This is a genomic window from Bradyrhizobium sp. Mp27, assembly GCF_029953005.1.
In the GTDB taxonomy this organism is placed as follows: Bacteria; Pseudomonadota; Alphaproteobacteria; order Rhizobiales; family Xanthobacteraceae; genus Bradyrhizobium; species Bradyrhizobium barranii.
This window is the reverse complement of the sequence record NZ_JASAUS010000017.1, coordinates 47,504-72,462: the sequence shown is the minus strand read 5'-3', so window position 1 is coordinate 72,462 and position 24,959 is coordinate 47,504. Positions and strand designations below refer to the sequence as shown.

General features: G+C 64.2%; 23 protein-coding genes. 14 read left to right on the top strand and 9 right to left on the bottom strand.

Annotated elements, in window-relative coordinates; genetic code table 11:
• Positions 1-96: 96 nt before the first annotated feature.
• The 4 genes from QJT78_RS12670 to QJT78_RS12655 form a co-directional block, all read right to left on the bottom strand.
• Positions 97-1,185, bottom strand: a complete 1,089-nt coding sequence (locus QJT78_RS12670; protein WP_049807441.1) for an AI-2E family transporter — start codon at positions 1,183-1,185, stop codon at positions 97-99.
• A gap of 248 nt (positions 1,186-1,433) precedes the next feature.
• A complete protein-coding gene (locus QJT78_RS12665; RefSeq protein WP_028149198.1) occupies positions 1,434-2,306 on the bottom strand; it encodes an ABC transporter permease in 873 nt (290 codons plus the stop codon).
• A complete protein-coding gene (locus tag QJT78_RS12660) occupies positions 2,303-3,244 on the bottom strand; it encodes an ABC transporter permease (RefSeq protein WP_028149199.1) in 942 nt (313 codons plus the stop codon). The genes QJT78_RS12665 and QJT78_RS12660 overlap by 4 nt, the downstream gene beginning before the upstream one ends.
• A 57-nt stretch (positions 3,245-3,301) precedes the next feature.
• On the bottom strand, positions 3,302-4,813 hold the full coding sequence (locus QJT78_RS12655) for an ABC transporter substrate-binding protein (protein ID WP_038942254.1): 1,512 nt from the start codon (positions 4,811-4,813) through the stop codon (positions 3,302-3,304).
• Between the two features lie 231 nt (positions 4,814-5,044).
• Here QJT78_RS12655 and QJT78_RS12650 point away from each other — a divergent pair, with 231 nt between their 5' ends.
• The 5 genes from QJT78_RS12650 to QJT78_RS12630 are packed head-to-tail and all read left to right on the top strand — an operon-like array spanning position 5,045 to position 11,543.
• Positions 5,045-6,253, top strand: coding sequence for an ROK family transcriptional regulator (locus QJT78_RS12650; RefSeq protein WP_049807442.1), 1,209 nt, complete (start codon positions 5,045-5,047; stop codon positions 6,251-6,253).
• Positions 6,250-7,026, top strand: coding sequence for a glucosamine-6-phosphate deaminase (gene nagB / locus QJT78_RS12645; protein ID WP_028149201.1), 777 nt, complete (start codon positions 6,250-6,252; stop codon positions 7,024-7,026). Before QJT78_RS12650 ends, nagB begins: the two co-directional genes overlap by 4 nt.
• Entirely contained in the window at positions 7,023-8,618 is a 1,596-nt protein-coding gene (gene ggt, locus QJT78_RS12640; RefSeq protein WP_028149202.1) for a gamma-glutamyltransferase, read from the top strand. The genes nagB and ggt overlap by 4 nt, the downstream gene beginning before the upstream one ends.
• A gap of 36 nt (positions 8,619-8,654) precedes the next feature.
• Entirely contained in the window at positions 8,655-10,280 is a 1,626-nt protein-coding gene (locus tag QJT78_RS12635; RefSeq protein WP_028149203.1) for an ABC transporter ATP-binding protein, read from the top strand.
• Between the two features lie 33 nt (positions 10,281-10,313).
• Positions 10,314-11,543: a Gfo/Idh/MocA family oxidoreductase gene (locus QJT78_RS12630; RefSeq protein ID WP_028149204.1), complete on the top strand. Its 1,230-nt coding sequence runs from the start codon at positions 10,314-10,316 to the stop codon at positions 11,541-11,543.
• A gap of 92 nt (positions 11,544-11,635) precedes the next feature.
• Here the strand turns inward: QJT78_RS12630 and QJT78_RS12625 are convergent, their stop codons facing one another.
• The 4 genes from QJT78_RS12625 to madL all read right to left on the bottom strand — a co-directional run bounded on the left by QJT78_RS12625 (position 11,636) and on the right by madL (position 15,267).
• Positions 11,636-12,784 carry an ABC transporter substrate-binding protein gene (locus QJT78_RS12625; RefSeq protein ID WP_028149205.1) on the bottom strand — a complete coding sequence of 383 codons (1,149 nt, stop codon included), beginning with the start codon at positions 12,782-12,784 and terminating at the stop codon, positions 11,636-11,638.
• A gap of 594 nt (positions 12,785-13,378) precedes the next feature.
• Positions 13,379-14,065, bottom strand: a complete 687-nt coding sequence (locus tag QJT78_RS12620) for a GntR family transcriptional regulator (RefSeq protein ID WP_028149207.1) — start codon at positions 14,063-14,065, stop codon at positions 13,379-13,381.
• On the bottom strand, positions 14,066-14,830 hold the full coding sequence (gene madM, locus QJT78_RS12615) for a malonate transporter subunit MadM (RefSeq protein ID WP_028149208.1): 765 nt from the start codon (positions 14,828-14,830) through the stop codon (positions 14,066-14,068). It lies immediately after the preceding gene.
• On the bottom strand, positions 14,827-15,267 hold the full coding sequence (gene madL / locus QJT78_RS12610; protein WP_028149209.1) for a malonate transporter subunit MadL: 441 nt from the start codon (positions 15,265-15,267) through the stop codon (positions 14,827-14,829). Before madL ends, madM begins: the two co-directional genes overlap by 4 nt.
• A gap of 193 nt (positions 15,268-15,460) precedes the next feature.
• Between madL and mdcA the strand changes: the two genes are divergently transcribed.
• From mdcA to QJT78_RS12575, 7 genes are read left to right on the top strand one after another with little or no spacing between them, the layout of a single operon-like run.
• Positions 15,461-17,107: a malonate decarboxylase subunit alpha gene (mdcA, locus tag QJT78_RS12605; RefSeq protein WP_028149210.1), complete on the top strand. Its 1,647-nt coding sequence runs from the start codon at positions 15,461-15,463 to the stop codon at positions 17,105-17,107.
• A gap of 10 nt (positions 17,108-17,117) precedes the next feature.
• Positions 17,118-17,435 (top strand): malonate decarboxylase acyl carrier protein, encoded by a 318-nt coding sequence (gene mdcC / locus QJT78_RS12600; RefSeq protein WP_028149211.1) that lies wholly within the window; start codon positions 17,118-17,120, stop codon positions 17,433-17,435.
• Positions 17,432-18,346 carry a biotin-independent malonate decarboxylase subunit beta gene (locus tag QJT78_RS12595; protein ID WP_028149212.1) on the top strand — a complete coding sequence of 305 codons (915 nt, stop codon included), beginning with the start codon at positions 17,432-17,434 and terminating at the stop codon, positions 18,344-18,346. Before mdcC ends, QJT78_RS12595 begins: the two co-directional genes overlap by 4 nt.
• A complete protein-coding gene (mdcE, locus tag QJT78_RS12590) occupies positions 18,333-19,073 on the top strand; it encodes a biotin-independent malonate decarboxylase subunit gamma (RefSeq protein WP_028149213.1) in 741 nt (246 codons plus the stop codon). Before QJT78_RS12595 ends, mdcE begins: the two co-directional genes overlap by 14 nt.
• Complete coding sequence (gene mdcG / locus QJT78_RS12585) at positions 19,066-19,713, top strand: malonate decarboxylase holo-[acyl-carrier-protein] synthase (RefSeq protein WP_212490869.1); 648 nt, start codon at positions 19,066-19,068, stop codon at positions 19,711-19,713. The genes mdcE and mdcG overlap by 8 nt, the downstream gene beginning before the upstream one ends.
• Positions 19,710-20,573, top strand: a complete 864-nt coding sequence (mdcB, locus tag QJT78_RS12580) for a triphosphoribosyl-dephospho-CoA synthase MdcB (protein WP_038942259.1) — start codon at positions 19,710-19,712, stop codon at positions 20,571-20,573. The genes mdcG and mdcB overlap by 4 nt, the downstream gene beginning before the upstream one ends.
• On the top strand, positions 20,573-21,493 hold the full coding sequence (locus QJT78_RS12575; protein WP_049807443.1) for an acyltransferase domain-containing protein: 921 nt from the start codon (positions 20,573-20,575) through the stop codon (positions 21,491-21,493). The genes mdcB and QJT78_RS12575 overlap by 1 nt, the downstream gene beginning before the upstream one ends.
• Positions 21,494-21,570: 77 nt before the next feature.
• Here QJT78_RS12575 and QJT78_RS12570 read toward each other — a convergent pair whose 3' ends face one another.
• Positions 21,571-22,458: a hypothetical protein gene (locus tag QJT78_RS12570; protein ID WP_281460243.1), complete on the bottom strand. Its 888-nt coding sequence runs from the start codon at positions 22,456-22,458 to the stop codon at positions 21,571-21,573.
• A 352-nt stretch (positions 22,459-22,810) separates the two neighbouring features.
• Here QJT78_RS12570 and QJT78_RS12565 point away from each other — a divergent pair, with 352 nt between their 5' ends.
• The gene (locus QJT78_RS12565; protein WP_240537494.1) at positions 22,811-24,247 is read left to right on the top strand and encodes a hypothetical protein; all 1,437 of its coding nucleotides are present in this window, start codon (positions 22,811-22,813) and stop codon (positions 24,245-24,247) included.
• 249 nt (positions 24,248-24,496) lie between these two features.
• Positions 24,497-24,955 (top strand): hypothetical protein, encoded by a 459-nt coding sequence (locus QJT78_RS12560; protein ID WP_028150787.1) that lies wholly within the window; start codon positions 24,497-24,499, stop codon positions 24,953-24,955.
• Positions 24,956-24,959 lie beyond the last annotated feature (4 nt).

The following is a 24,959-nucleotide window of genomic DNA, read 5'->3' as shown; positions in this document are numbered from 1 at the left end:
CATCGACATGCCTGAGGTCAGATCTGGCTTCACCCAATCAAGGCGCATCGGGAGTCGAGAGGATTGACTTAGGTCAAAGGTGACGCGCGCGAAGATTCAGGTCTCTTCCGGCCTTTTCGGCGCAGCGGCGCGGTCGTTCCGGATCCAGGCCGCCGCGAGTTCCCAGGCGACCGACAGGATGATCGGCCCGATGAAGAGGCCGATGATTCCGTGCGCGAGCGTTCCGCCGATCACCCCGATCAGGATCACGATCGTCGGCGTGGTCAGGCCGCGCCCCATGACGATGGGTTTCAGGATGTTGTCGAGGATGCCGACGGCGCCGAGGAAGACGGTCAGGAGCACCGCCGTGGTCACGTCCTTGTCCATCCAGATCCAGATAACCACGGGGAAGAGAACGAGGAAGGGGCCGATCTGCACGATCGACAGCAACAGGACGAGGAATGCCAGCAGGCCGGCACTCGGGACGCCTGCGAGCTTGAAGCCGATGCCGGCCAGTAGCGACTGCACGATTGCGACACCGATGATGCCCTGCGACACCGCGCGGATGGTCGCGCCGGCGAGCTCCAGAAAATGCTCGCTCTGCTCCGGTACGACCCGGAACAGGAAGCCGCGCACCGCGTCGACGAGCTGCGGACCGTAGGGAAAGAGGAAGCCGGCGACGAATACCGACAGCAGGAACTGGAGCGTGCCGACACCGGCATCACCGGCGAGCGACAGCATCATCCCGGCTAGCGGTTTCAGATACGGCATCACCTCGCTCAGCACCGCGCGAATATTGCTGTTGGCCTGGGTCCAGAGATCGTAGAGCTGGGGACCGATCAGCGGCCAGCTCTTGATCTGTTCGGGCGCCTCCGTAAGCGTGAGATCGCCGCTGCTGATCTGGCCCGCGAGATCCTTGATGCCGTCGACTGCGCTCATGCCGAGCCAGGCCGCGGGACCAATGACGATGCCCAGCGTAACCAGCGTGAGAATGGACGCGGCGGTGCGCGGGCGGCCCCCGAGGCGCTTGGCAAGCCAGCCGAAGACTGGATAGAACGCCACCGCGAGTACCGCACTCCAGGCCAGGATTGGCACGAAGGGGCGGATGATGAGGAAAGTCCACAGGATCAGCAGCGCCAGCAATCCGAGCCGGATCACGAGCTGGATGACTCCGTCGATGGACCGATGCTGGCGAAGAGTGTTCAAGGCCTGTGTCCGGGCAGCGCTCCTGCTGGAAGCCTAGCGGCCCCTATCCCGCGGCTTGCTTGATACAGATCAATGGTGCGCCCAATGCTCGCGCCAATACACGCTAGTCTACGACGGGCACGTCATCGACCTGTGTCATCGGATCTGCGCGCTGCAACGCTCGGACGAGACAGGCTTTGCTCTGCCGCCTGAAATCAAACAGCCCTAGGCCACGCTGCAGAGTCCTCCGGAACAGGCTCGTCTTCCATCTAGTGCCTGGGATTGAGGGCATCATTCAGGCCGTCACCCATCAGGTTGAAGCCGATGACGAGCGCAATGATCGCGAGGCCGGGCCAGAAGGCCATCCATGGCGCCTCGCCGAGAAATTGCCTGGCAACGTCAAGCATGGCGCCCCATGAGGGGGCCGGAGGAAGCTGGCCAAGCCCCAGAAAGGCCAGGCTCGCCTCGGCGAGAACTGCAATCGCCATGGTCAGCGTCGCCTGCACAATCGTCGGCGCAAGCACGTTCGGCAGCACCTGTCCGGTCAGGATGGCGAGATGGCCGAGGCCCTGGGACCGGGCCGCGGCGATGTAATCCTCGGTGCAGACAACCAGCGTCTCGGCACGCGCGACACGAACGAACACCGGCACGGCGGAAATGCCGATGGCAATCATCGCATTTTGCAGGCTGGGGCCCAGGAACGCGGCGAGCGCAATCGCCAGCACCAGAAAGGGGCAAGCGAGCAGCGCATCGGCGAAGCGCGAGATCACCATGTCGGTGAGGCCGCCGAAATAGCCGGCCATGAGACCAAACGGAAGGCCGATCAGCACCGCGACCGTCACGGAGACGATGCCGGCGGCAAGCGAGGCTTGCGTGCCGAAGATCACGCGCGACAGCACGTCCCGACCGAGATCGTCGGTGCCGAACCAATGTGCCGCACCGGGTGCCGCGCGAATCGCCATCCAGTCCGGCGAGTTTGGATCGTACGGCGCAATCCACGAGGCAAACACCGCCAGCACGACGAAGAACAGGATGATCGTGGCCCCGATGACGGCGGATGGTTCGCGCAACAGGCGACGAATTTCCGAAGGAGCGGCGGCGCGTGCCTGACTTGCGACCGGCACCGTCTCAATCGAGCTCATGACCTGAGCCTCGGATTGAGCAGCACATAGGCCACGTCGGCAATCAGGCTCATCAGGAGGAATACGGCTGCTGTGCAGAGCACGACCGCCTGAACCACGGCATAATCGCGGCTGAAAACGCCGTCGACGACCATCTTGCCGAACCCCGGGATGGAAAAGACCTGCTCCGTCAACACCGCGCCGGCCAGCAATTCCCCAAATTGCAGTGTGCCCAGCGTGACCACGGGAATCAGCGCGTTCGGCAGCGCATGACGCAGCACGATGGTGCTTTCGCGGACGCCCTTCGCGCGGGCAGTGCGCACGTAGTCCTGCTTCATCGCCTCGATCATCGCGCCGCGGACATGGCGCATCATGATCGCAGCGGTGCCCGTACCGAGCACCAAAGCGGGCATCAGCATCGAAAGCAGGTTACCTCCCACGCTTTCGGACGGCGGAACGAAACCTCCGGCCGGAAGCCAGCCGAGATTCACCGAGAACAGAAGGATCAGCATGATCCCGAGCCAGAAATGCGGGATCGACAGTCCGGCAAGCCCGAACAGACTGGCGCCGTAGTCGAAGGGCGTCCCGCGCCCCAGCGCCGCGAAGATCCCGATCGGCAACCCGACGAGCAGCGCGACCAGCATCGACAGCATCGCGAGCTCAGCGGTCACCGGCAATTTTTCCGCCAGCATGGTGCCGATCGGCAATCGGGTGCGTACGGAAGTGCCGAAGTCACCGTGCACCAGGGCTTTCAACCAGACGGCGTATTGCACCGGGATCGGATCATTGAAGCGATACTTCTGCCGAAGGTACTCAACGACTTCGGGATTACGCTCTTCTCCAGCGAGCGCCAGCGCAGGATCGCCGGGCAGCAATTTCTGCAGACCGAACACCATCATCGACACCAGCAACAGGGTCGGCAGCAGGACGGCAAGCCGGCGCAGAAGCAAGCTCTTCATCGGGGCAGACTGGTCCTCACCAGGGCGAGCACATCGGCGGGCGCGAGGCGTTGCGCATCAATTCACAGGCCTGACACCAACCAGACGCAACAGACCGTCCGGTACCATGACGATGCCGCCGACCGATTTGCGGGCCGCAAAGAACCAGTTCGGGTGATGGAGGGGAATCGACGAGAGCGCCGTCAGGTAAATGTCCGTCGCTTTGGCGTAGAGTGCCTTGCGCTTGGCTTCGTCAGCCTCGCCCCGGGCCTGGTTCAGGATCGCATCGAGGTCCTTGTTGCAGTACTTGTTGACGTTCTGGGAGCCCGCGCAACTGAAAAAGGCGACCAGCGTCGGGTCCGGGTCAGCGCGGCCGCTCCAGTTGCCGATATAGGCTTCGAAATTGCCGTTCATGTAGCGCTCGATGGCAGTGGTCGTTTCCATGGGCAGCAGCTTGACGTCGAAACCGGCCTCGCCCGCCATCGACTGTATGATCTGTGCGACCCGGGAATCGCCGGCCGTATTCTCGTACTGGATCTCGACCGGCACGCGAGTCATTCCGGCGGCGGCAATCATTGCCTTTGCCTTGGCAACATCGCGAGCCGGCGCCTTGCGCGCGCTATCGTAGAACGGAGATGACGGCGGGATCATCTGGTTATCCGCCAGGAACTCGCCGTTGAAGGCGACGCGGTTGATGACATTGCGATCGATCGCCAGCTCAAAGGCCTGACGCAGCGTCGAGTTCTTGCCGAGTGGCGTATCGGCCTTCGCGCCCGCGCCGACATTGAACATCAGATGCGAGACGGCAAGTCCCTGGCCGGAATGCAGGGCGAGGTTGGGATCGTCGCGCACGGTCTTGAGATCGGTCGGCGCGATACGCTCCGCGAGATCGAGATCGCCCGCCCGGACACGCGACAACCGCACGGTCGAGTCGGGAACGTAGTAGTAGACGACCTCGTCATAGCCGACCCGTGCAGCGTCCCAGTAGCCAGGATATTTCTTGACGCGAATGAGGTCGCGCGACTTGCGCTCGGCAAATTGATACGGACCGGCACAGACCGGCGCGGCTGCAAATTCCCCTGGTTTCTCCGTGGCGGCCTTGGGCGAGACCATCATGCCGGCGCGATCGCTGAGATTGGCAAGCAGCGGCACGAACGGCTCCGACAGGTTGAACTTCACCTTGTCCGCGGCAAGCGCTTCGACGCTCGCGACCGGCGCCAGCTCGGCCTTGCGCTTGGAATCCGGCATGGACTTCATGCGCTCGATATTGAACTTGACTGCCGCTGCATCGAACGCGGTGCCATCGTGGAACGTGACGTTATGGCGTAGCGTAAAGGTGATCGACTTGCCGTCCGCGGACCACTCCCATGCCTCTGCCAGCTGCGGCACGATCTTGAGGTCGGGGGAGATATCGACAAGCTTGTCGCACAGCGCCGCAAACACGAAGCGGCCGGAGTATGTGCCGCTGAGTGCCGGGTCGAGCGCATCGGGATCGTCCTGAATGCCGACCCGCAATGTCGCGGCACTCGCCGAGACAAGGCCCGATGCGATCATCAGAATTGCCGCCAACGCCGTGCCCGTCCGCTTCATACGGAATTCCTTTCGTCGCACGCCTATCCCAAGGCTTCCAAGGCTCTGCTGTTGAAGGTCAAGACAAGCACGACCAAACTTATTTGTAAACATCTCGAACAAATCATCCTACGATCTGAAACTAAATTACAATACGTCACTTTATGAGGCGAAAAATCCTCGCACCGCACCCCTTGACGGCGGATCAGGCGAGGTATTAGTTCGGCTTATTGACTAATTGGATTGAGGCCCATGCCAGACGCCCCCTCATCGCCCGTTGCGCGACAGCAATCCGTGCGCCTTGTGGTCGAGCGCCTGCTGCGCGATCGCTCGGTATCGCGCGCCGAAATCGCCCGCAGCACGGGCCTGTCCAAGCAGACCATCTCCGAAGTGATGCGTGATCTCGAGCGCGACGGCTGGGTCCATGAGGACGGTCAAATCCAGGGCAGCGTGGGGAGAAGCGCCGTCACCTATGCGCTCCGGCCGGATGCCGCCTTCGTGTTGGGTATCGACCTTGGCGGCACGAAACTGCACGTCGCACTTGCCGATCTGCACGGTGAGATCGTCGCCGAGAGCATCGAACCGACATCCGGCGACGGCGGCGCTGCCGTGGTCGCACAGATCGATCGCATGAAGGATGCCCTGCTTCAGCGTGCGTCCGTATCGGCGCAACGTTTGCGCGGCGGCGTGATGGGAAGTCCGGGGATGGTCGACCCAGCGTCGGGCAGCATCGTCATCGCGCCCAATATCCCCGGACTGGATAGCCTGGACGTGAGGGCCGCGCTGCGCGAACGGCTCGGAATCGACGTCGCCATCGAAAATGACGTCAATCTCGCCGCAATCGGGGAGCATTGGCGCGGCAACAGCCGCAAGGCGCGCAGTTTCGCCTTCATCGCAGTCGGCACCGGCATTGGCATGGGCATCTTTTCGAACGGCTATCTCGTGCGCGGCGCACGCGGGGCGGCCGGCGAGATAGCTTACCTGCCGCTTGGGGGCGATCCCTACGATGCGCGCGGCCTTCGGTTCGGCACCCTGGAAACCGCGATCGGCAGCGCCGGCATTGTCGAACGCTATATCGCGCTCGGCGGCGCGCCCGGCAGTACCGTACGCAATGTCTTCGATCGGCTCGCGGTCGAGGAGGCGGCACGAGTGACGATCGACGAAGTCGGCCGGATCCTCACGACCGCGATCCTGGCGGTGCACAGCATCCTCGATTCGGAAATCATCATCATGGGCGGCAGCATCGGCGCGCGGCCCGAGCTGAAGGTCCGGATCGATGAACATCTGGGACGCTGCATGCGCGAGCCTGTTCGTATCGAGCTCAGCGCGCTCGGCAATCGCGCTACGCTGATCGGCGCGATCGGCAGCGCCATCGACCTCGTGCATCGCTCGCTGTTTGGCATCGGCAAGGATGCGGGCCCGCTGGCTCTTCCTTTCACGGCAGCAGATGTCGCGGCATGAAGGAGCAGGCGCCGAGAATCGAAGTTGTCGGCAATGCCGCCGCCGTCGCGGAACGCGCAGCCGCACTCGTCATCGCGCGGCTGCACGATCGACGGCCGGTTACCCTCGGTCTTGCGACCGGAGCGACAATGGCGCCGCTCTATGCCCGCCTTGTCGCCGCGACCCGCGCCGGCCTCATCTCGTTCCGAACGGTGTCGAGTTTCAACCTCGATGAATATGTGGGCGTCGCCCCTCAATCGCCCGGAAGCTTCCATGCCTACATGCAGCAGCATTTGTTTGGGCATGTGGATATCGAAGCCGGTCGGGCAAGGATCCCCGATGGCACGGCCGACGACGTCGCCGCCGAGGCCGCGCGCTATGAGGCGCAGATTGCGGCTGCCGGGGGCATCGACCTGCTGCTCCTCGGCATCGGCGCCAACGGCCATATCGGCTTCAATGAGCCAGGTTCGGATTTCGCCTCACGTACCCGCGAGGTCAGACTCGACGAAGCCACCCGCATCGCGAATGCCATCAATTTTCCCGATCCGGCGTCGGTTCCCGAACGTGCGATCACAATGGGCATAGCGACAATCCTGGAGGCTCGGAGCATCCTCCTTATCGCCAAGGGACCGGAGAAAGCGGCCGCAGTCGCAGCCGCGATCGAGGGTCCGATCACAGCAGCTTGTCCTGCCTCGGCACTCCGCCTGCATGGCAACGTCGATATCCTTTGCGATGAACCGGCTGCCGCAGCCCTCGCCACGCGGCCTCACAACAACAATCGGAGAAGGGCATGAGCTGGGGACAGCGCGATTTCATGGTGCCGGGGCGCTCGCTGGCGGTGGGTGACCGGGGCATGGCCGCGACCTCTCATCCGGCTGTCACGCTCGCTGCGGTCGAGATCCTGCGCAGTGGCGGCAATGCAGTCGATGCCGCCATTGCCGCGATCGCCCTCCAGGGTGTCATTGATCCGCATATGACCGGCATCGGCGGCGACTGTTTTGCGATCTATGCGCCCGCCTCCGGCAAACCCGTCGCCGTCAACGGTTCGGGCCGAGCGCCGGCGAAGGCTGAACTCGGCTGGTTTCGGCAGCGCGGGCTGGCATCGATCCCGGACGATTCACCCCATGCAGTCACAGTTCCGGGGGCGGTCGATGCGTGGTGCCGCCTCGCCGGCGACTATGGTTCAAAAGGCCTGGACGAGGTTCTGGCGCCGGCGATCCGCGCGGCCGAGACCGGCTTTGTGGTGACGCCCCGCGCCGCGCTGGATTGGGCGCGCTACGCCGATCGCATCGAACGACATCAGACTGGCGCACCGGTCTACCTGCCCGGTGGCGCCGCGCCCGTCGTCGGCAGCAAGCTCAATCATCCCGCACTCGGCGCGACGCTGCGCCGGATTGCGCGCGAGGGACGCGCCGCGTTTTACGAAGGTGCCGTCGCCGAAGAAATCGTCGCGACATTGAAGGCGCTGGGCGGAGTGATGCAGCTTGAAGATTTCGCAAGTGCCCGATCGGAGTACGTCGAGCCGATCAGCGCCGACTACCGCGATCATCAAATCCTGCAATGTCCGCCTAACGGACAGGGCGTCGCGGCGCTGCTGATCGCCCGCATCCTTGCCGGCTTCGACATGGCCAACCCGGCGCTCGGCGAGGTGGATCGCATTCACCTCCTTGCCGAGGCAACCAAGGCGGCCTACCGGCAGCGCGACGCGCTGGTCGCCGATCCGGAATTCCGTCCGCTCGATGTCGACTCGCTACTCTCGGAGGCGTCAGTCGCGGCATTGCGCTCCTCCATCGACCGGAAGCGTGCCAGCGCATCAGCGGATTTTGACATGCCTGTTCATCGTGACACGGCTTACGTTGCAGTCGCCGACCGCGACGGCAACATGGTATCTTTCATCAATTCGCTCTTCTTCGCGTTCGGCAGCGGCATCTATGCTCCTCGCGCTGGCGTGCTATTACAGAACCGCGGTTCGGGATTCTCCCTTCTCGAAGGACATCCCAATGCGATTGCGCCGCGAAAACGTCCCTTTCACACCATCATTCCGGGTTTGCTGGCGAAGCACGGCAAGCCGATCATCGCCTTCGGCGTGATGGGTGGACAATACCAGGCGGCGGGACATGTGCAGATCCTGAGCGGCGTGCTCGACCGTGGGCTCGACATTCAGCAGTCCTCGGATGCGCCGCGCAGCTTTGCGTTTGATGGCACGCTGAGCCTCGAACCCACGATTCCCGGCTCTGTCGCCGACGAATTGATTGCGCGCGGTCATCGCGTGACCTGGGCGGACGAACCGCTCGGAGGTTGTCAGGCTGTGCACGTCGATCCTTCCAGGGGCGTCATTCTCGGCGCGTCGGACCATCGCAAGGACGGCATTGCACTGGCAGCGTGACCAGGATGAGAAAGACGTGATGTCGGATCGGGCAGCATGAGCGAGACAACGGAGGCAATCCTGTCGATCGAGCGGCTGACGCTGGCGTTGCCCGCCGGCGGGGATCGCGCCTCTGCTGTCGAGGACGTTTCGCTTGCTCTGCATCCGCGACAAATCCTCTGCGTCGTCGGTGAATCCGGCTCCGGTAAATCGGTCTGCGCCTCTGCCGTCATGGGCCTGCTGCCCAGGGCCATTCGCCCGGTTGCAGGGGCCATACACTTTGAGGGGCGCGATCTGCTGAACCTCCCCGCAGCAGAATGGCGGACGTTGCGCGGGCGACGCATCGCGATGATCTTCCAGGAACCGATGACAGCGCTCAATCCTGTGATCAGGATCGGCGACCAGATCATGGAAGCGTTCGAGGCGCACGGACAATTCACGCCAACTGAGCGGCAGGCCCACTTGCGCGCCCTCCTCGAAGAGGTAGGCATGCGCGACCTCGATCGGATCATCCGCAGCTACCCGCATCAGTTGTCGGGTGGCCAGCGTCAGCGTGCCATGATTGCAATGGCCCTCGCGCTCGAACCATCGATCCTGGTCGCGGACGAACCAACCACGGCACTCGACGTCACGACCCAGGCACAGATCCTTCGGTTGATCCGGGACATTCAGCAGCGGCGCGGTATGGCGGTGCTGTTCATCACCCATGATTTCGGCGTCGTCGCCGACATCGCGGACCGCGTCGCGGTCATGGAGAAGGGTCGCGTCGTCGAACAGGGGTCCGTGGAGGACGTGCTCGAACGCCCGCAGCATCCCTATACGCGTCGACTGCTCGCCGCGGTGCCCGGCGGGACCCCGCCGGCCCGGGTCCGGGTCGAAGACGAACCGATCGCCTGCGCCGCGACTGGACTTGCGAAGATCTATCGTGGCAGCGACTGGTTCAGTTCGCAGACCGAGGTCGCAGCCGTAAAGAATGTGACCTTCGAAATCCGGCGCGGCGAGACGCTCGGCCTCGTTGGAGAGTCCGGCTCGGGCAAGAGCACGATCGGTCGGCTGGTGATGCGTCTCACCGACGCCGATGCGGGCGTGGTCCGTATCGGCGAGCTGGATTTCTCCGAGGCTCGCGGTGCCGGCCTGCGGGCCGCCCGCAAGCACGTCCAAATGGTGTTCCAGGATCCCTTCGCCTCGCTCAATCCGCGTCGCCGCGTCGGGCGAATTATCGCCGACGGACCGATCGCGCACGGCGTCCCGCCGGCGCAGGCCTTCGCGCGTGCCGGGGAACTGCTGGCGCTCGTGGGTCTCGACCCGAGCGCCGCGCGACGCTTTCCGCATGAATTCTCCGGAGGGCAACGCCAGCGGATCGGAATTGCGCGCGCGCTGGCGCTCGACCCGGAGGTGTTGGTGGCCGACGAACCGGTGTCAGCGCTCGACGTCTCTGTCCAGGCGCAGGTGCTCACCTTGCTCGAGACCTTGAAGGCGCGGCTGCGGCTGGCGGTGCTGTTCATCACCCACGATCTCAACGTCGCGGCCCAGGTCTGCGACAGGATCGCAGTGATGCGCCTCGGAGAAATCGTCGAGATCAGGCCGACGGCAGATCTGCTGGAACGGCCGGAGCATCCCTACACGCAGGCACTGCTGGCCGCGATCCCGGGCAGGCAACGCAGAACGCCCACGTCGGTCTAAACCACCGCATTTTCATTGAAGGAGGTGTCTGACATGCAGAAGCTCACGGAACTTCCAATGCTGCGCATCGGCCTTGTCGGCAGCGGCTTCATCGCCGCGTTCCATCTGCAGTCCATGCTCGGCGTGCGCAACGTCAGCGTCGGCGGCGTCTACAGCCGTTCCGCCGAGCGGCGGACGCGCATCGCCGACAAGGCGCGCAATCTTGGCCTTGGGCCGGCGCATGTGTTTGACAGCATCGAAGCGATGGCAATGTCTGGCGAGGTCGATGCGCTTTGGCTGCTGACGCCGAACGACAGCCGTCTCGACATCATGCGCGAGATCCACCGCGTGACCAAGGCCGGGGCTCCCCTGCGCGCCATTGCTTGCGAAAAGCCACTCGCCCGCACGCTTGCCGAGGCACGGGAAATGCGCAGGCTCGTCGAAGATGCAGGCCTGCTTCACGGTTATCTGGAGAACCAGCTTTTCTCGACCGCGGTGATGCGCGGCAAGGACATCATCTGGCGCCGAGCCGTACCCGGAAGTGGACGCCCCTATCTCGCGCGTGCCGCCGAGGAGCATTCAGGGCCGCACGAGCCGTGGTTCTGGCAGGGCGACAAGCAGGGAGGGGGCGTGCTCTCCGACATGATGTGCCATTCAGTCGAGGTCGCACGCTTCATGCTGACCGCGCCGGGCGCAAAGCGCGATTCCCTACGGCTGGTCAGTGCCAGCGCCACGACGGCCAATCTCAAATGGACGCGCCCCCACTACGCTGCCGACCTCAAGAGGCGAATGGGTGTCGATTTCACCAAACGTCCGGTCGAAGATTTCGCGCGCGGGATTCTTACGATGGAAGATACTGACGGGCATCAATTGATGATCGAGGCGACAACCTCATGGGCGTATGTCGGCGCCGGCTTGCGCATCCAGCTTGAATTGCTTGGTCCCGAATATTCGATGGAGTTCTCCTCGCTCTCGACTGGCCTCAAGGTCTTCCTCTCCCGCGCGATCAGCGGATCAGAGGGCGAGGACCTCGTCGAGAAGCAGAATTCCGAGCAAGGTCTGATGCCGGTTGTCGAGGACGAAGCCGGCATCTACGGCTACACCGACGAGAACCGCCATATGGTGGAGGCATTCAGGCGAGGCATGAGTCCGGCAGAAACCTTCGATGACGGGGTCGGCGTCATGGAAATGCTTATGGGACTCTATCGCTCCGCAGAGCTTGGCCGGACCATCCATTTCCCGGATCCTGAACTCGAACACTATGTTCCTCTCGTGGCGCGCTGACGGCGTGACGCCCTGTCCTCCAGGCTGAGGAGTCGAGATCACCGACGAGAAGCTCGGCTTCAACATCGCGTCTTCCCGAGACTGGCGCGCTGCTATCTCGCCAAGCGGAACTTCCCGCCCTCGACCTTGATCAAAAAGGCTGAGCGTTCATCATAGCCGTTGTGGTCGGTCTTGCTCATGTTCGACAGCCCGTTGTTGAGATAGATGTTCTCCCCGCGCTCGAGTTCGTCCCGCAGAGCTGCACGAAACTCGGGCGTACCCGGCTTCGTCGTCTTCAGCGCGTTCGGCGCAGCTTTCCCGATCAGCGCGACGACATCCCAGAGGTGAGCCGCGAACATATTGGGCTTCTGACCGTTCACCGCCTCATAGGCGGTCACGAACTGCTCCGTCGCGTGACGGAACGGGTCTCCCGCCGGAAGATCGGACGCAATGGTAAAGGCCTCGCCGGCGAAAATAGCGCCTTCGACGGTCGCGCCTCCGAGCTTGATGAACTCCTCGCTCGCCACGCCATGCGTCTGAAAGATCTTTCCGGTGTATCCACGCTCACGGAGCGCCTGTTGCGGCAGGACCGCCGGGGTACCTGCAGAAGCAATGAAGACGGCGTCAGGATTCGTCGACATCACCTTCAACGCCTGGCCGGTGACGCTGGTGTCCGCACGCGCGTAGACTTCATGCGTCGTCACTGTCAGACCCAAGGTCGGCGCAAGGCGGCTCACCTCCTTATAGTAACCTTCGCCATACCCATCCGAAACACCGATAAAGCCAAGTGTCTTCGCGCCGGATTTCGCGATGTATTTGAGAATGGCGCTCGCCATCAGGTCATCGTTGGGGACGACCTTGAAGGCCCAGGCGCGCTTGTCGTCCAGCGGTTGAACGATGGCGGTGGCGGCCGCAAGCGATAGCAGCGGCGTCTTCGACTCCAGCGCGACGTCGAGCATCGGCATGGTCACCGGCGTCAGAGAAGATCCGACGAGCACATCGACCTTGTCCTGGATCACGAGCCGGCGCGCGTTCTGGATCCCTTTGGTGGAGTCAGACTCGTCGTCCAGGATGATGTAGGTCACCTTCTCTCCGCCGATCTCTTTTGGCAGAGCTGCGACAGTCTTGAGCTGGGGTTGCCCCAACGCAGATCCCGGGCCGGTGGCCGAAATCACAATTCCGACTTTAATTTCCGCGTGCGCCGCATATCCATAAAGTACGCAGGCGACAACAAGACAAACTCGCGTGAAACCGATCGTCATGCAGCTCCTCCCTGTCCGCCCAGTGCTTCGGCCGGTTGCATCGGACCCCGCGGGGCAGCGTCAAGGACCCGGAGGAGATCGTCCGATGTTCAAGCCCTGTCCCGGGGTTACGAGCAACCAGGCGAGCGACCCTAAGCGGATCGCACGACCGTGTCTGTCCCTATGCCTAGGGACAAGGACCAGCGTCTCAAGCCAGGCGCCGGCCCAAGCCGCCCAATCGGCAGTTCACGTCGTGTGCGCCATGATCGACCCGTCTTGCGTCGCGTTCGACGGCCCGATCGACTGGCTTGTGAGGCCGGACTATCGCGCATTTGACGCAATCGCTTCTATTCGGAGGTTGAGGTTCGAGTAGTATCTTTTCGGTGCGCGGACTTCGGACTATTCGCCCAACAGCTTTCTGATACCTGTCAAACCGGCACGCAGGAACGGATCTGAGTGGATGTAGAAATATTGACGCCTCGCTCAAGCCGCTCGGCGCGATACGAGCGCGGCGCGCCTCGATCAGGCAGAATGGGCACGCGACCTTACCAATAGTCCATGCCTGCGGCCGCCGGATGCGGTCAAGCTATTGGGTCGATCGTGCGATCAGGCTACTCAGCCGAGGCGATCATCGATATAGCGCCTGAGCGCGGACGCGGCATTCAGCATGTGCGCGCGCATTCGGCGCGCTGCGGTCTCTCCGTCACCTTCCGCGATCGCCTGCATGATGGCGTCATGCTCGTCGCGGGACTTGCGAATGCGATCACCCTGCCGCAATTGGGTGCGGCGGAAGGCGCTGAGCCGCGAACGCACGTCCTGCGCCTGCTCGGCGAGAAACGAGTTGTGCGTTGCGCGGTAGATGCATTCGTGGAATTCGCGGTTGAACGCGTCATAGGCGTCGACATCGTTGGCCTCGACCATCTCCAACGAGGCGTCATGGAGCTCGATCAGATGGCTGCGCTCGAGCGGCGTCATGCGATAGGTCGCGAGCCTGACGCACATGGCTTCGACCTCGGCGCTGGTCTCGAACATGTCCATGATGCGCTCCGGCGTCATCCGCGCAACGACGAGGCCGCGGCGGCCACGCACCTCGACGAGGCCGCTGACAACGAGCTGGCGAAGCGCCTCCCGCACCGGCGTGCGGGAAGCTCCAAAACGATCGGCAAGCTGCTGCTCTTCCAGGGCCGAACCGGCGACGAGCGCACCCGAGGCAATCTCGTCGGTGAGCGCGTTCCGGATGCGATCGGAGAGCAGCCCGCCATCGTCCTCCGCGTCGACCGCGACCTTCAATACTTCTGCCATTCAGCCTCCCGTGATCGCGCGCACCGCGAAGTAAAGGATCGAGGGCGCGACCAGGCATCCGAGCCCGGTGTGAAATGTCGCCGTCAGCGCACCGTAGGGCACCAGACGCCGGTCCGTCGCCGCCAACCCTCCAGACACGCCGCTGACCGTTCCCATCAAGCCGCCAAACACCATCGCGCTACGCGGATTGTTCAGGCCGATCATCTTCGCCACAAAGGGCGTGCCGATCATGACGATCACCGCCTTGAATACACCGGTCGCGATCGAGAGCGCAATAACCGGTGAGGATGCGCCGATCGCCGCGCCCGTGACCGGGCCCACGATGTAGGTGACAGCACCGGCGCCGATCGTCGTCAGCGATTCCGCGTCAGTGTAGCCAAACGCCGCAGCGACGAACACGCCGAGAATGAACGGCACCACCGTTCCCAATCCGAGTGCGACCGCGCCGATCACCCCGGCTTTGCGCGCATGGACGACATCGACCTCGAAGGCGGTGGCGACGATGGCGAAATCGCGCAGCATCGCTCCGCCCATCAAGCCGATCCCGGCCAAGGCCGGCAGGTCGGCCACGCCCTTCTCGCCGCCAGTGGAGATGCCTCCCCAAAAAGCCAGCGCGAGGCCCAGCATGATCGCAATCGCCGAGGCGTGAATGCGTCCGAAGGTGAGATATTTCGAGATCGTCCCGGAGATCCACATCAGGATTCCGACGGCCGCGAACGCAGTGATCAGCGCATTGGCGGCGAGAATGTGAGACATCATGATCATCCGATCCTCCCGGACTTGAAGTGGGGCACAGGTGCAGCGAGCGCCTCGGCCTCTCGCGCCTCGATCTCGTCCATGGTCTCGACACGACCGCTGAACCGGCCGATCAGGGCCACCATCGCGAAACACACCGCGACCGCGCCGATCCCCGCAATGACGACGATCGGACCGCCTTTTGCCGCAGCGACCACGTTCTGCTGCGCGGCCATGGCGACCACGATCGGAATGTAGAAGCTGCCCCAGAACTCGACGCCGGTCTTGAGCCCGTGGCTGAGTATGCCGTGCCGCACCAGCCAGAGCCGGGCCGCGATCAAGAACATCATGGCGATGCCGACGCCGCCGACATTGGCCTTCACACCGAGGGCGACGCCGAGCAGGTCCCCCAGCAGCCCCCCTAAGAGAGTGCAGATCGCGAGCAGCGCTACGCCGGAAATGGTCACGGGCGCCTCCCCTCGGCGAGCAAGGCACGATCCCCAGGACTTGGACTATCTGCATGCATTCGCATCGTAAATTCCCTCCTGTGTATGCGAATATCCATCGCTTATGGGTTAAAGTATACATTAATTGACATAAGGAGGCAATACGCATACATTAGGCCAATCGAAAGCCAACCCCGCATGCCAAGGAGCCGAAATGAGCGATTGGGGTATGCAAAAGGCCGCCCTGGCGGAGCGCCTGGCGGCCGGCGGCCAGTACGCGAAGGGCAAGATGGTGCCCATCGCGAACCTGCCTGCCTTCCTGAAGGCGGTGATCCGGTCAGGGGACCGGGTGTGCCTGGAGGGCGATAATCAGAAGCAGGCCGACATCCTCGCCTCGGCACTCGCGAACCTCGACCCCCAGGATGTCCATGACCTGCACATGGTGCAGTCGGGGGTGGTCCTGCCCTCCCACCTCGACATCTTCGACAAGGGAATCGCGCGGCGGCTCGACTTCTCCTATTCGGGCCCGCAATCGGCCCGCATCGCGCGCATGCTGTTCGGCCGCAAGATCGAGCTCGGGGCCGTGCACACCTACCTCGAGCTGTTCGCCCGGTATTTCATCGATCTCACGCCGAACGTCGCGCTCGTCGCGGCGGTGAGCGCCGACAAGGACGGCAATCTCTATACAGGACCGAACACCGAAGACACACCGACGGTGGTCGAGGCGACGAGCTACAAGAACGGCCTCGTCGTGGCGCAGGTCACCGAGATCGTCGACAAGGTGCCGCGCGTCGATATTCCCGGCGACCTCGTGCATTTCGTGGTCGAGGCCGGTCGTCCCTTCTATGTCGAGCCGCTCTTCACCCGCGACCCGGCCGCGATCACCGAGACCCAAATCCTGACGGCAATGCTCGCGATCAAGGGAATCTACGCGCCCTACGGCGTGCGCCGGCTCAACCATGGCATCGGCTTCAACACCGCCGCGATCGAGCTGCTGCTACCGACTTATGGCGAGAGGCTCGGCCTCAAGGGCAAGATCTGCACCCATTTCGCGCTCAACCCGCATCCCACGATCATTCCGGCGATCGAATCCGGCTGGGTCGACCAGATCCACTGTTTCGGCTCGGAAGTCGGCATGGAGGATTACGTCGCGGCGCGTTCCGATGTCTTCTTCACGGGTCCCGACGGCTCGTTGCGATCGAACCGCGCCTTCTGCCAGACGGCGGGCCTCTATGCCTGCGACATGTTCATCGGATCGACGCTCCAGGTCGACCTCGAGGGCCACAGCTCGACGGTGACGACCAGCCGCATCGCCGGCTTCGGCGGCGCGCCCAACATGGGCTCCGATCCGCGCGGCCGGCGCCACCCGAGCGAACCCTGGCTCAAGGCCGGCGCCGAAGCCGATCCCGACTCCAACGCGGCGCTGCGCCGCGGCCGCAAGCTGGTGGTGCAGATCGGCGAGACCTTCGGCGAGCGCAATGCGCCGCTGTTCGTCGAGCGGCTCGATGCGCTCGATCTGGCGCGCGAGCTCAAGCTCGATCTCGCGCCGGTCATGGTCTACTCGGACGACGTCACCCACATCGTCACCGAGGAAGGCATTGCCAACCTGCTGATGTGCCGGAGCAAGGACGAACGCGAGCAGGCGATCCGCGGCGTTGCCGGCTACACCGACATCGGACGCGCGCGTGACGCGAAGCTGGTCGAACAGCTCAGGCAGCGCGGCGTGATCCAGCGCCCTGAGGATCTCGGCATCGATCCGCTCGACGCCGACCGGCGCCTGCTGGCGGCCCGCTCGATCAAGGACCTCATGCTGGCCTCCGGCGGTCTCTACCGCCCGCCCAGCCGCTTCCGCAATTGGTGAGGAGTTTTGCATGGAAAAGCTCAGCTTCAGACTGACTGCCCCGAGATGCGCCGGCGGCACCCGCACCCAGGCGATCGTCGGCGTCGTCGCCTCCGGCAATCTCGAGGTCCTGCTGGAACGCGTCTCGCCGGCAGATGTCTGCACCATCGACATCGCGACGGCCGCTCATGGCTTCGGCATGATCTGGGACGCCGTGGTCCGCGACTTCGTCGCCCGCCGCTCTGCCGGGGGCTTGCGCATTTCCATCAACGACGGCGGCGCGAGGCCCGACACAGTGGCGCTGCGCCTTGCGCAAGGCGTCCGCAAGATCGAGGAGCCGGAACGATGACAGCGACCACAGCCGACAATGTTTCGCTGAGCTGGTACGAGGCCAGTGCCCGCCAGCGCATCGACGCGCTCGTCGACGCCGGCAGCTTTGCCGAATTCATTGGACCCGAGCTGCGCGAGATGAGCCCGCATCTGGCGATCTTCGACCTGCCGGAGCAGTTCGACGACGGCATCGTCGTCGGCCGCGGCCGCCTGGACGGCGCGCCCGTGCTCGTCGCGGCACAGGAGGGACGCTTCATGGGCGGTGCCTTCGGCGAGGTCCATGGCGCCAAGCTCACGGGCCTCTTGCGCGCCGCGCGTGCGCTTCATCAGGACGTACTGATCCTGTTCGACACCGGCGGTGTGCGGCTTCAAGAAGCCAATGCGGGCGAGCTCGCGATCGCCGAGATCATGCGGGCGATCATCGAGGCACGGCGCGCCGGCATCCACGTCGTCGGCCTGATCGGCGGCCGTGCCGGCTGTTATGGCGGCGGCAGCCTGATCGCCGGCACCTGCTCGCGCCTGATCATCTCGGAACAAGGCCGGCTCAGTGTCAGCGGCCCCGAAGTGATCGAGACCAACAAGGGCATCGAGGAGTTCGACTCGCGCGATCGCGCGCTGGTGTGGCGCACCATGGGCGGCAAGCATCGCTACCTCATCGGCGGCGCTGATGCGTTCGTCGACGACGAGGCGCAGGCGTTTCGCGGGGCGGCGATCCACGCGCTCGGGATCAAGCGAGGCTGCAACGCCGCAACTCTCGAGGCCGAGCAGAACCGCCTTGAGCGACGGCTGCAGCGTTTCGGCGAGGCCGCGGACGCCGTCGAAATCTGGCAGGCACTCGGCATCGACCAGCCGACGGAGATTCCCGCGCTTCCCACAGCCGCATTTCTTCGCGCGGCAGACAACAGGGAGAACGCCGATGATGCTCGATGACATCCTGGCCAGTCTCTTTCCGAACGGCAGCAAGATCGCAACCACCGGCGCGATGATCGCGGGACAGGCGATCCTTCCCGATGGAGGTCGCGTCCACGTGCTCGGCATCACGCAGGGTCAGCCGCTCGGCGTCGACGATGCGATCGCGCTCGCAGGCCACGTGATCGAGATCGTTAAATCCGGCGATCGTGCGCCGATCCTGGTCCTGGTGGATTCCGCCAGCCAGCGCATGAGCAAGCGCGACGAGCTGCTGGGACTCAGCGAATATCTGTCGCATCTCGCCAAGGCCCTGCTGCTGGCGGAAGCCGAGGGACACCGCACCGTCGGCCTGCTCTATGGCGGCAGCGCGGCCGGTGCGTTCATCGCCACCGCGCTCGCCACGGCTACGCTGGTAGCGCTGCCCGGCGCGCATCCCGCGGTGATGGATCTGCCGTCGATGGCGCGGGTCACCAAGCTGCCGATCGATGTGCTGAAGGCGAAGGCGGAAGCGACGCCGGTGTTCGCACCCGGCCTCGACAACATGGTGCAGACCGGCGGCATTCACGCCGTCTGGGATGAAAATACGCCTTTGGCGCCGCAGCTTGCCGCCGTGCTGCAACGGCCGCAGGGACAGGACGATCGCGCGCGGCTCGGCGCCGAGCGTGGCGGCCGGCGGAAGGCGGCCGAGATCGCCGATCGGGTTGTCACGCTCGCGGCGGCCGCGCATCAGGGGGCGCCACATGGCTGAAGCGCTCCAGCGCCATACGATGGTGACGGCCTCGGCCACCGGCTGGTCCGCCGCGATGAGCCGAAATCCCGCGCTTGCCAGCGAGCCGATCATCGAGGGCTGGGCGCGCGCCAGCCGCCCGCTCGTGGTTCGCAGGCCGGCCTGCAACGATCCCGCAGGCATGATTCCGCTCGGCCTGCCGCTGCCGCCGAGCCACGGCAAGCGGCGTATCGCGGTCGCGCTCGCCCCCGGCGAACTCATCGTGCATGCTCCGCCGCCATTGCTGGCGGATACGGCAGCAGCCGCGCCGGCGTCGTGGCACCGGACCATCGACCTGCTCGTCCGCCTTCTGCCTCAGACGCGCACGTACGGCAGTCTGGCCTGGCAGCATCTCACCGGCCTGCCCTATCTGTCGGATGGATCGGACCTCGACCTGCTCTGGCCGCTGTCGTCGGCGACGCACGCGAACACCCTGCCGTCCGACATCGCGCGGATCGCAGAGACGGCGCCGATGCGGCTGGACGGCGAGATCGTCTATCACGCCGGCGGCGTGCAATGGCGCGAGCTGACCGGCGCTGACGAGGACGAAGTCCTGGTCAAGGGCGCGGCCGGCGTTCATGTCACCACGCGTGCGGCGTTTCTCGCGGGTGGCGCCTCATGAATGTCGCGCTGAGATGGCAAGCGCCGCCGCAACGCGCGCTCTGCGCGGAGCAGCTCGGTCATCTCGCATCGCTGTGCCTGAAACTCGAGGTCGAGACCTATCCGAAGCCGGGGCTCGTCAGCCACGTCGACAACGGCGCTCATCGCGATATGGACGCCGGGCTCCTGTGCCGGAGTGCCGACACGCTGGCTCCGTTCTTCCACGACCTCGCAGCCGCGGGCGCCGAGGGCGCCGGCATGGACCGGTTGCGCGCGATCGGGGTTGCGGCGGAGCGCGCGATGTTGGCTGCGACCTCAGGTGTGAACACGCATCGCGGCGCGATCTTCGGACTGGGTCTGCTCTGCGCAGCGGCCGGGTATCGCAGCGCTCTCGGCATTCGCAAGCCGCTCGGCGAATTGGTGTCGCAACGTTGGGGCGACGCCATCCACGCAGGCCCGATATCCCTGCGCAGCCACGGCGCCGTGGCGTCGCGTCGCTACGGCGCCGGCGGCGCCAGGGCGGAAGCGGCTTGTGGCTTCCCCTCCGTCTATGACATCGCCCTTCCCGCGCTGCACGCGGCGCGGACGCTCGCGCCTCAGGATGAGGAGGCGGTCCGGGTTCAGACCTGCATGGCGCTGATCGCAGATGTTGCCGACACCAATCTGTTGCACAGGGGCGGAGCTGACGGATTGCGCTTCGCGCAGGCCAGCGCATCCGCATTCCTTGCCTCGGGCGGAATCGGTTGCCCAGGCTGGCGCAAACACGCCGACGGGATTCACCGGGCGTTCGTCGCGCGCAATCTCAGTCCGGGCGGATCGGCAGATCTGCTCGCCATGGCTCTGTTTGTGGACGCTCTCTTCGTCGATCGGCTGGCACCCTGATGCTTGCACTGCTCTGCGGCGGACAAGGCACCCTGTCAGACAAGATCTTCGATCTCGTCGCCGATCGGCCTGCTGCGGAATCGGTCTTCGCCGCCGCGACCGCTTGTCTCGGCGAAGATCCGCGGAAGTTCATAAATACGCGCGGCGCGGACGAGCTGTCCGCCAACCATGCCAGCCAGATCCTGACCGTCACATCGGCGCTCGCGATCCACGCCTGTATCGCGGACTTGCTGACTGAGGACACCGCTGTCACGGGCTACAGCGTCGGCGAGATGGCGGCCTGGAGCGTTGCGGGAATATGGACCGCCGCGGAAGCGTTACGACTGACCGATATTCGCGCCCGATTGATGGACGACGTGGCGGGCCCGGACGGGCGGCTCGGCTACGTCCGCGGGCTCGAACGAACTACGCTCGACCACCTGCTCCGGACGCACCGCTGCGAGATCGCAATCTGGAATCCCGACCTTCTTGTCGTGGTTGGAGGCGCGGAGCGCGATGTCGTCGACCTCTGTCAGGAGGCGACGACCCAAGGTGCCGCCCGCGCCGGTCTCCTCGCCGTCAAAATCGCCTCGCATACGAGGCGTCTCGAACCGGCCTGTACGCCCTTGCAGCAGGCGCTTGCGACCAGCAGACGCGCTCATGTCGCAGACCAACGGACCCTCCTCGCCGGGGATGGCGGCGAGCGCATCTTCTCCGTGACCGATGCGACAGCAAAGCTCGCATGCCAGATCGCGCGCCCGATCGACTGGGCGGCGACGCTGGAGGCTCTCGTAGAGCTCGGGGTCGATCAAGTCCTGGACCTCGGTCCAGGACACGCGCTTGCGGAGATGATGCAAGGCTTCCATCCATCGATCCGATCCCACGCCGCCGACGGATTTCGCACGATCGATGGTCTGCGAAACTGGGTTGTTTCCGAATAGGCAGGGCGCCCGGCGGCTCGCGATTGAGCGAACGCATGAAATTTCTCGAGAGAACTCGCCCTCGACAAGAGAAGCCTTCAGACACTCACCGCGATCGGTGCTGAAGGCTGTGGTGTTGAGCGACGCCAGGCATTGCCCCATAAGCCCTGTTGGGCCCAAACCAGGGAGCCGCGCCGCCAGGGAGCTCGAGGCCCATTCTGCCTGCTGGCGTCAACTCGCCGCAGGCAAGCGAATGATAGCTGGGGCAGCAGCGCGGCCCACCGAATGGTTGGACTCGCGCTCAAGACGGAGATAAGCCCCAAAGCCATCAGCAGCATGCCAAGCCAGGTCCAGACCCGTCCGTCATCGCCCGCCTCTGCGGCGGAAGAGGCGAGCGGCGCCGCCGAGGCGGCAACCACGTCACTGGCGGCCGGCGCCGCCGCCAGGAGTGCCTCCACGTCGACCTGGCGCGGCGTGATCTCGTCAGCCGTGAGCCGGTCGCGTTTGGAAGGGGGGGCCGGCGACGCGCGGGTTGCGATCCCGGTGGCGAGGACGGGACTGGCATCAACCACCTGCGCGGGCACGGACGGGCTCGGCCGGGACGTATCCGCAGGTGCGGAGCGCGGCAGCTCCGCGCGCGCATCCACCGCCGTCTTCCGCTTGCGCGCCGCGGTCTGGTTCTCTTCGGCCGCGGCGACACGATGTTTGGTGGCGCGTTGCTGAACCAGCTTCTTCGCCCTCTCAGTTCCTTCGGCGATCTGGAACCAGCATCTGCGCTGGCCTACCACCCGATAGACCCAGTGCTGGCCATCGGCGGTCGACTTGCCGGGCCGCGTCAAGCACTCTGCTTCCGCGGAAGCGGGCGCAGGGGCTGTGGCGGGACCGGCATTGAAGAGTTCGGAAAGAGGCGTCGAAAACGCGGATGATGTCGAGAGACCTGCAATAAGCGTAAAAGCGGCGTAATAAACTCGCAAATGACCGGACATGGAAAACCCCGGTGTTGCGCCCCTGCCCGGACGGGAGCTTTGGCCGTGACCTAGGTCGCAATGCGACTTAAATCCGGCAACGCCGTGGATTCATTTTTGCCGCAGGCGATCTGGCCGTCAGCTCGATTGTCCATTTTCGCCATCTCCTCAAGGTCGCACTTTCAAGCATCGGCCCACGCAAGGTTGCAAAGGCTGTCACTTTACCCGAACGGATGTAGCCGATGTTACGGGTGCCAGACGAAGCGCTATATCCGAACTGACGACTGGGCATTCGACCTTCCCGGGATGACAGTCTGTCCGGAGTGCAGAACCCGTCCGATCGCGCGGAGCGATTGCGATGAGGGAGGCTACGATGGATTTTTCGCGGATGTCGGATGCAATCCGGCTGCATCACGCCTCCCATCGCCACGATGGGTACGATGGTGACGACGAAGCGGGTCCGGCACCGAGCGCACCGTTCCTGACTGACGCGGCCGGCGGTGGCGCCCTGGTCCATGGTCCCCGCCCGCTTGCAGGTCAATTTGCAGATTCTGGAGCGCACCCCGCGAGCGCGAATACCCAGCATCATGACTCCGACCCGGTTCAATCCAAGCATCCCACATCAGGGGTCGACGCGGACGGCCACGCCGGCAGCCACGCTGCGGCGGGCCTGGATGTTTCGTCCACCACGCCCGCTTCCGGCGCATCACATCCCGGGATGGGCATTGCTACGATCGAGAGCGGAGCGAACACGGCCGGGAACGGCGGAGATGGCTACTTTTACGGAAGTATCATTCACGCGTCCCTGTTGATCTATCAACCGATCAACATCTCGGTGAGTTTGGGATACGGCTCGGTCGCCCTGGCCAATCAGTCCAACAATTTGAATGTCGATCAGTCCGCCTTTCAGATGGCCGGCGTCGGCGGCCATGGCGGCAATGACAACATTGCATCGGGCGGCATCGTCAGTACGTCCTTAGGCGCCGGCGTGATCGCGAGCGGCGACAACAGCGCCGGAAACGGCGGCAGCGGCTATTTCTTGGGTGCGATCGTGGACGCTCCCGTGGTGATCTATCATCCGATCAATATTGCGGTGGCGGCCTCGGGCGGCACTGCGCATGCAAATCAATCGAACACGGTGGACATCGATCAATCGGCCACCCAGATCGCGGGCGTCGGCGGAAGTGGCGGACATGGCAATTTGGCCGCCGGCGGCAGCGTCATGACGCTCGACCCCAGCTGGGGATCAAGCAACGGAGGCGGCGTCTTTGGCGTTCAAACGGGCGGAAGCCAGGCCGGCAATGGCGGTGACGGCGTGTTCTACGGTGAACTCGTCCATACCTCGTTTGTAGTGTACAACCCGATCAACATCGCAATCGCGGGCTATGGCTCCAGCACTTACGCGGTCCAGATAAATGATGTCTCCGTGGATCAATCCGCGGTTCAGATCGCTGGCATTGGCGGGCACGGCGGCAACGACAACGCCGCAGCGGGCGGCCATGCAAGCCTTCTTTCCCACGGCTTGTGGGGCGGCTCCGATACGATCGCGACCGGTTCGAACAGCGCAGGCAATGGCGGCAACGGATATTTTTCCGGCAGCCTGATCGATGTCAGCGTCGCAATCTATGCACCTATCAACATCGCAATCGCGGGTCCCCATTCGACGGCCGTAGCCGATCAGGTCAACAACGTGCACATCGATCAGAGTGCGGTCCAGATCGCCGGTGTTGGCGGGGACGGCGGCCACGGCAATCTCGCACTGGGTGGCGATGCCGCGCATCTCTTGTCGGATCTTCACCTGGTGGCATAGCGAAACGTCGCATCGCTCGCATAGCCGATCGCATCGCGGCGCGCGCCGTCGCCACTCTTCGCATGCAACGCCCGCGCAGAGGCGCTCTCCTGACGAAATGTCGTACTTTCGTACGTAGGCCCACCAAACCGGATGGTGTCCGATTTGACATCTATCGCCCTTGTGCGCGGGCGGACCAGACTTGCCGCGCGCGTCCGCCTGATCGGGATGGATGTTGCACGACAGCCAACAAACCGACGGAGGCCTCAAATGATGCCAAAGGCAATCAACATCTCGGATACGATCAAAGTCAAATCGATCGACACCGGTGGTCAAAGTGCCGGAAATGGCGGCGACGGTACTTTCAAGGGAGCCATCATCAGCAAGCCGACTGTCAACTACGATCCGACCAACAAGGCGGAAGGTGCCGACGTGCACGTGAACACCGGCGATCACGTCAAACAGACGGCGGATTGGGATGCCGGCGGCGCAAACGCCAAGGCCTCGTATTTTTCGAAGGCCCATGGCGGAGACGCCGAGTCGAACGGAAGCCAGAAATCCTACAGCGGCTACGATACCTCCAAGGTCTACGCCAATACGGATGCCACCCAGATCAACAAGGTCATGGTGGACCAGCACCAGGAAGTTGTGGCCGGCATCGGCGGCGATGGCGGAGACGGCAACTTCGCATGGGGTGGCGGAGTGACCTTCCATCTCGATACGCTCTAACCAG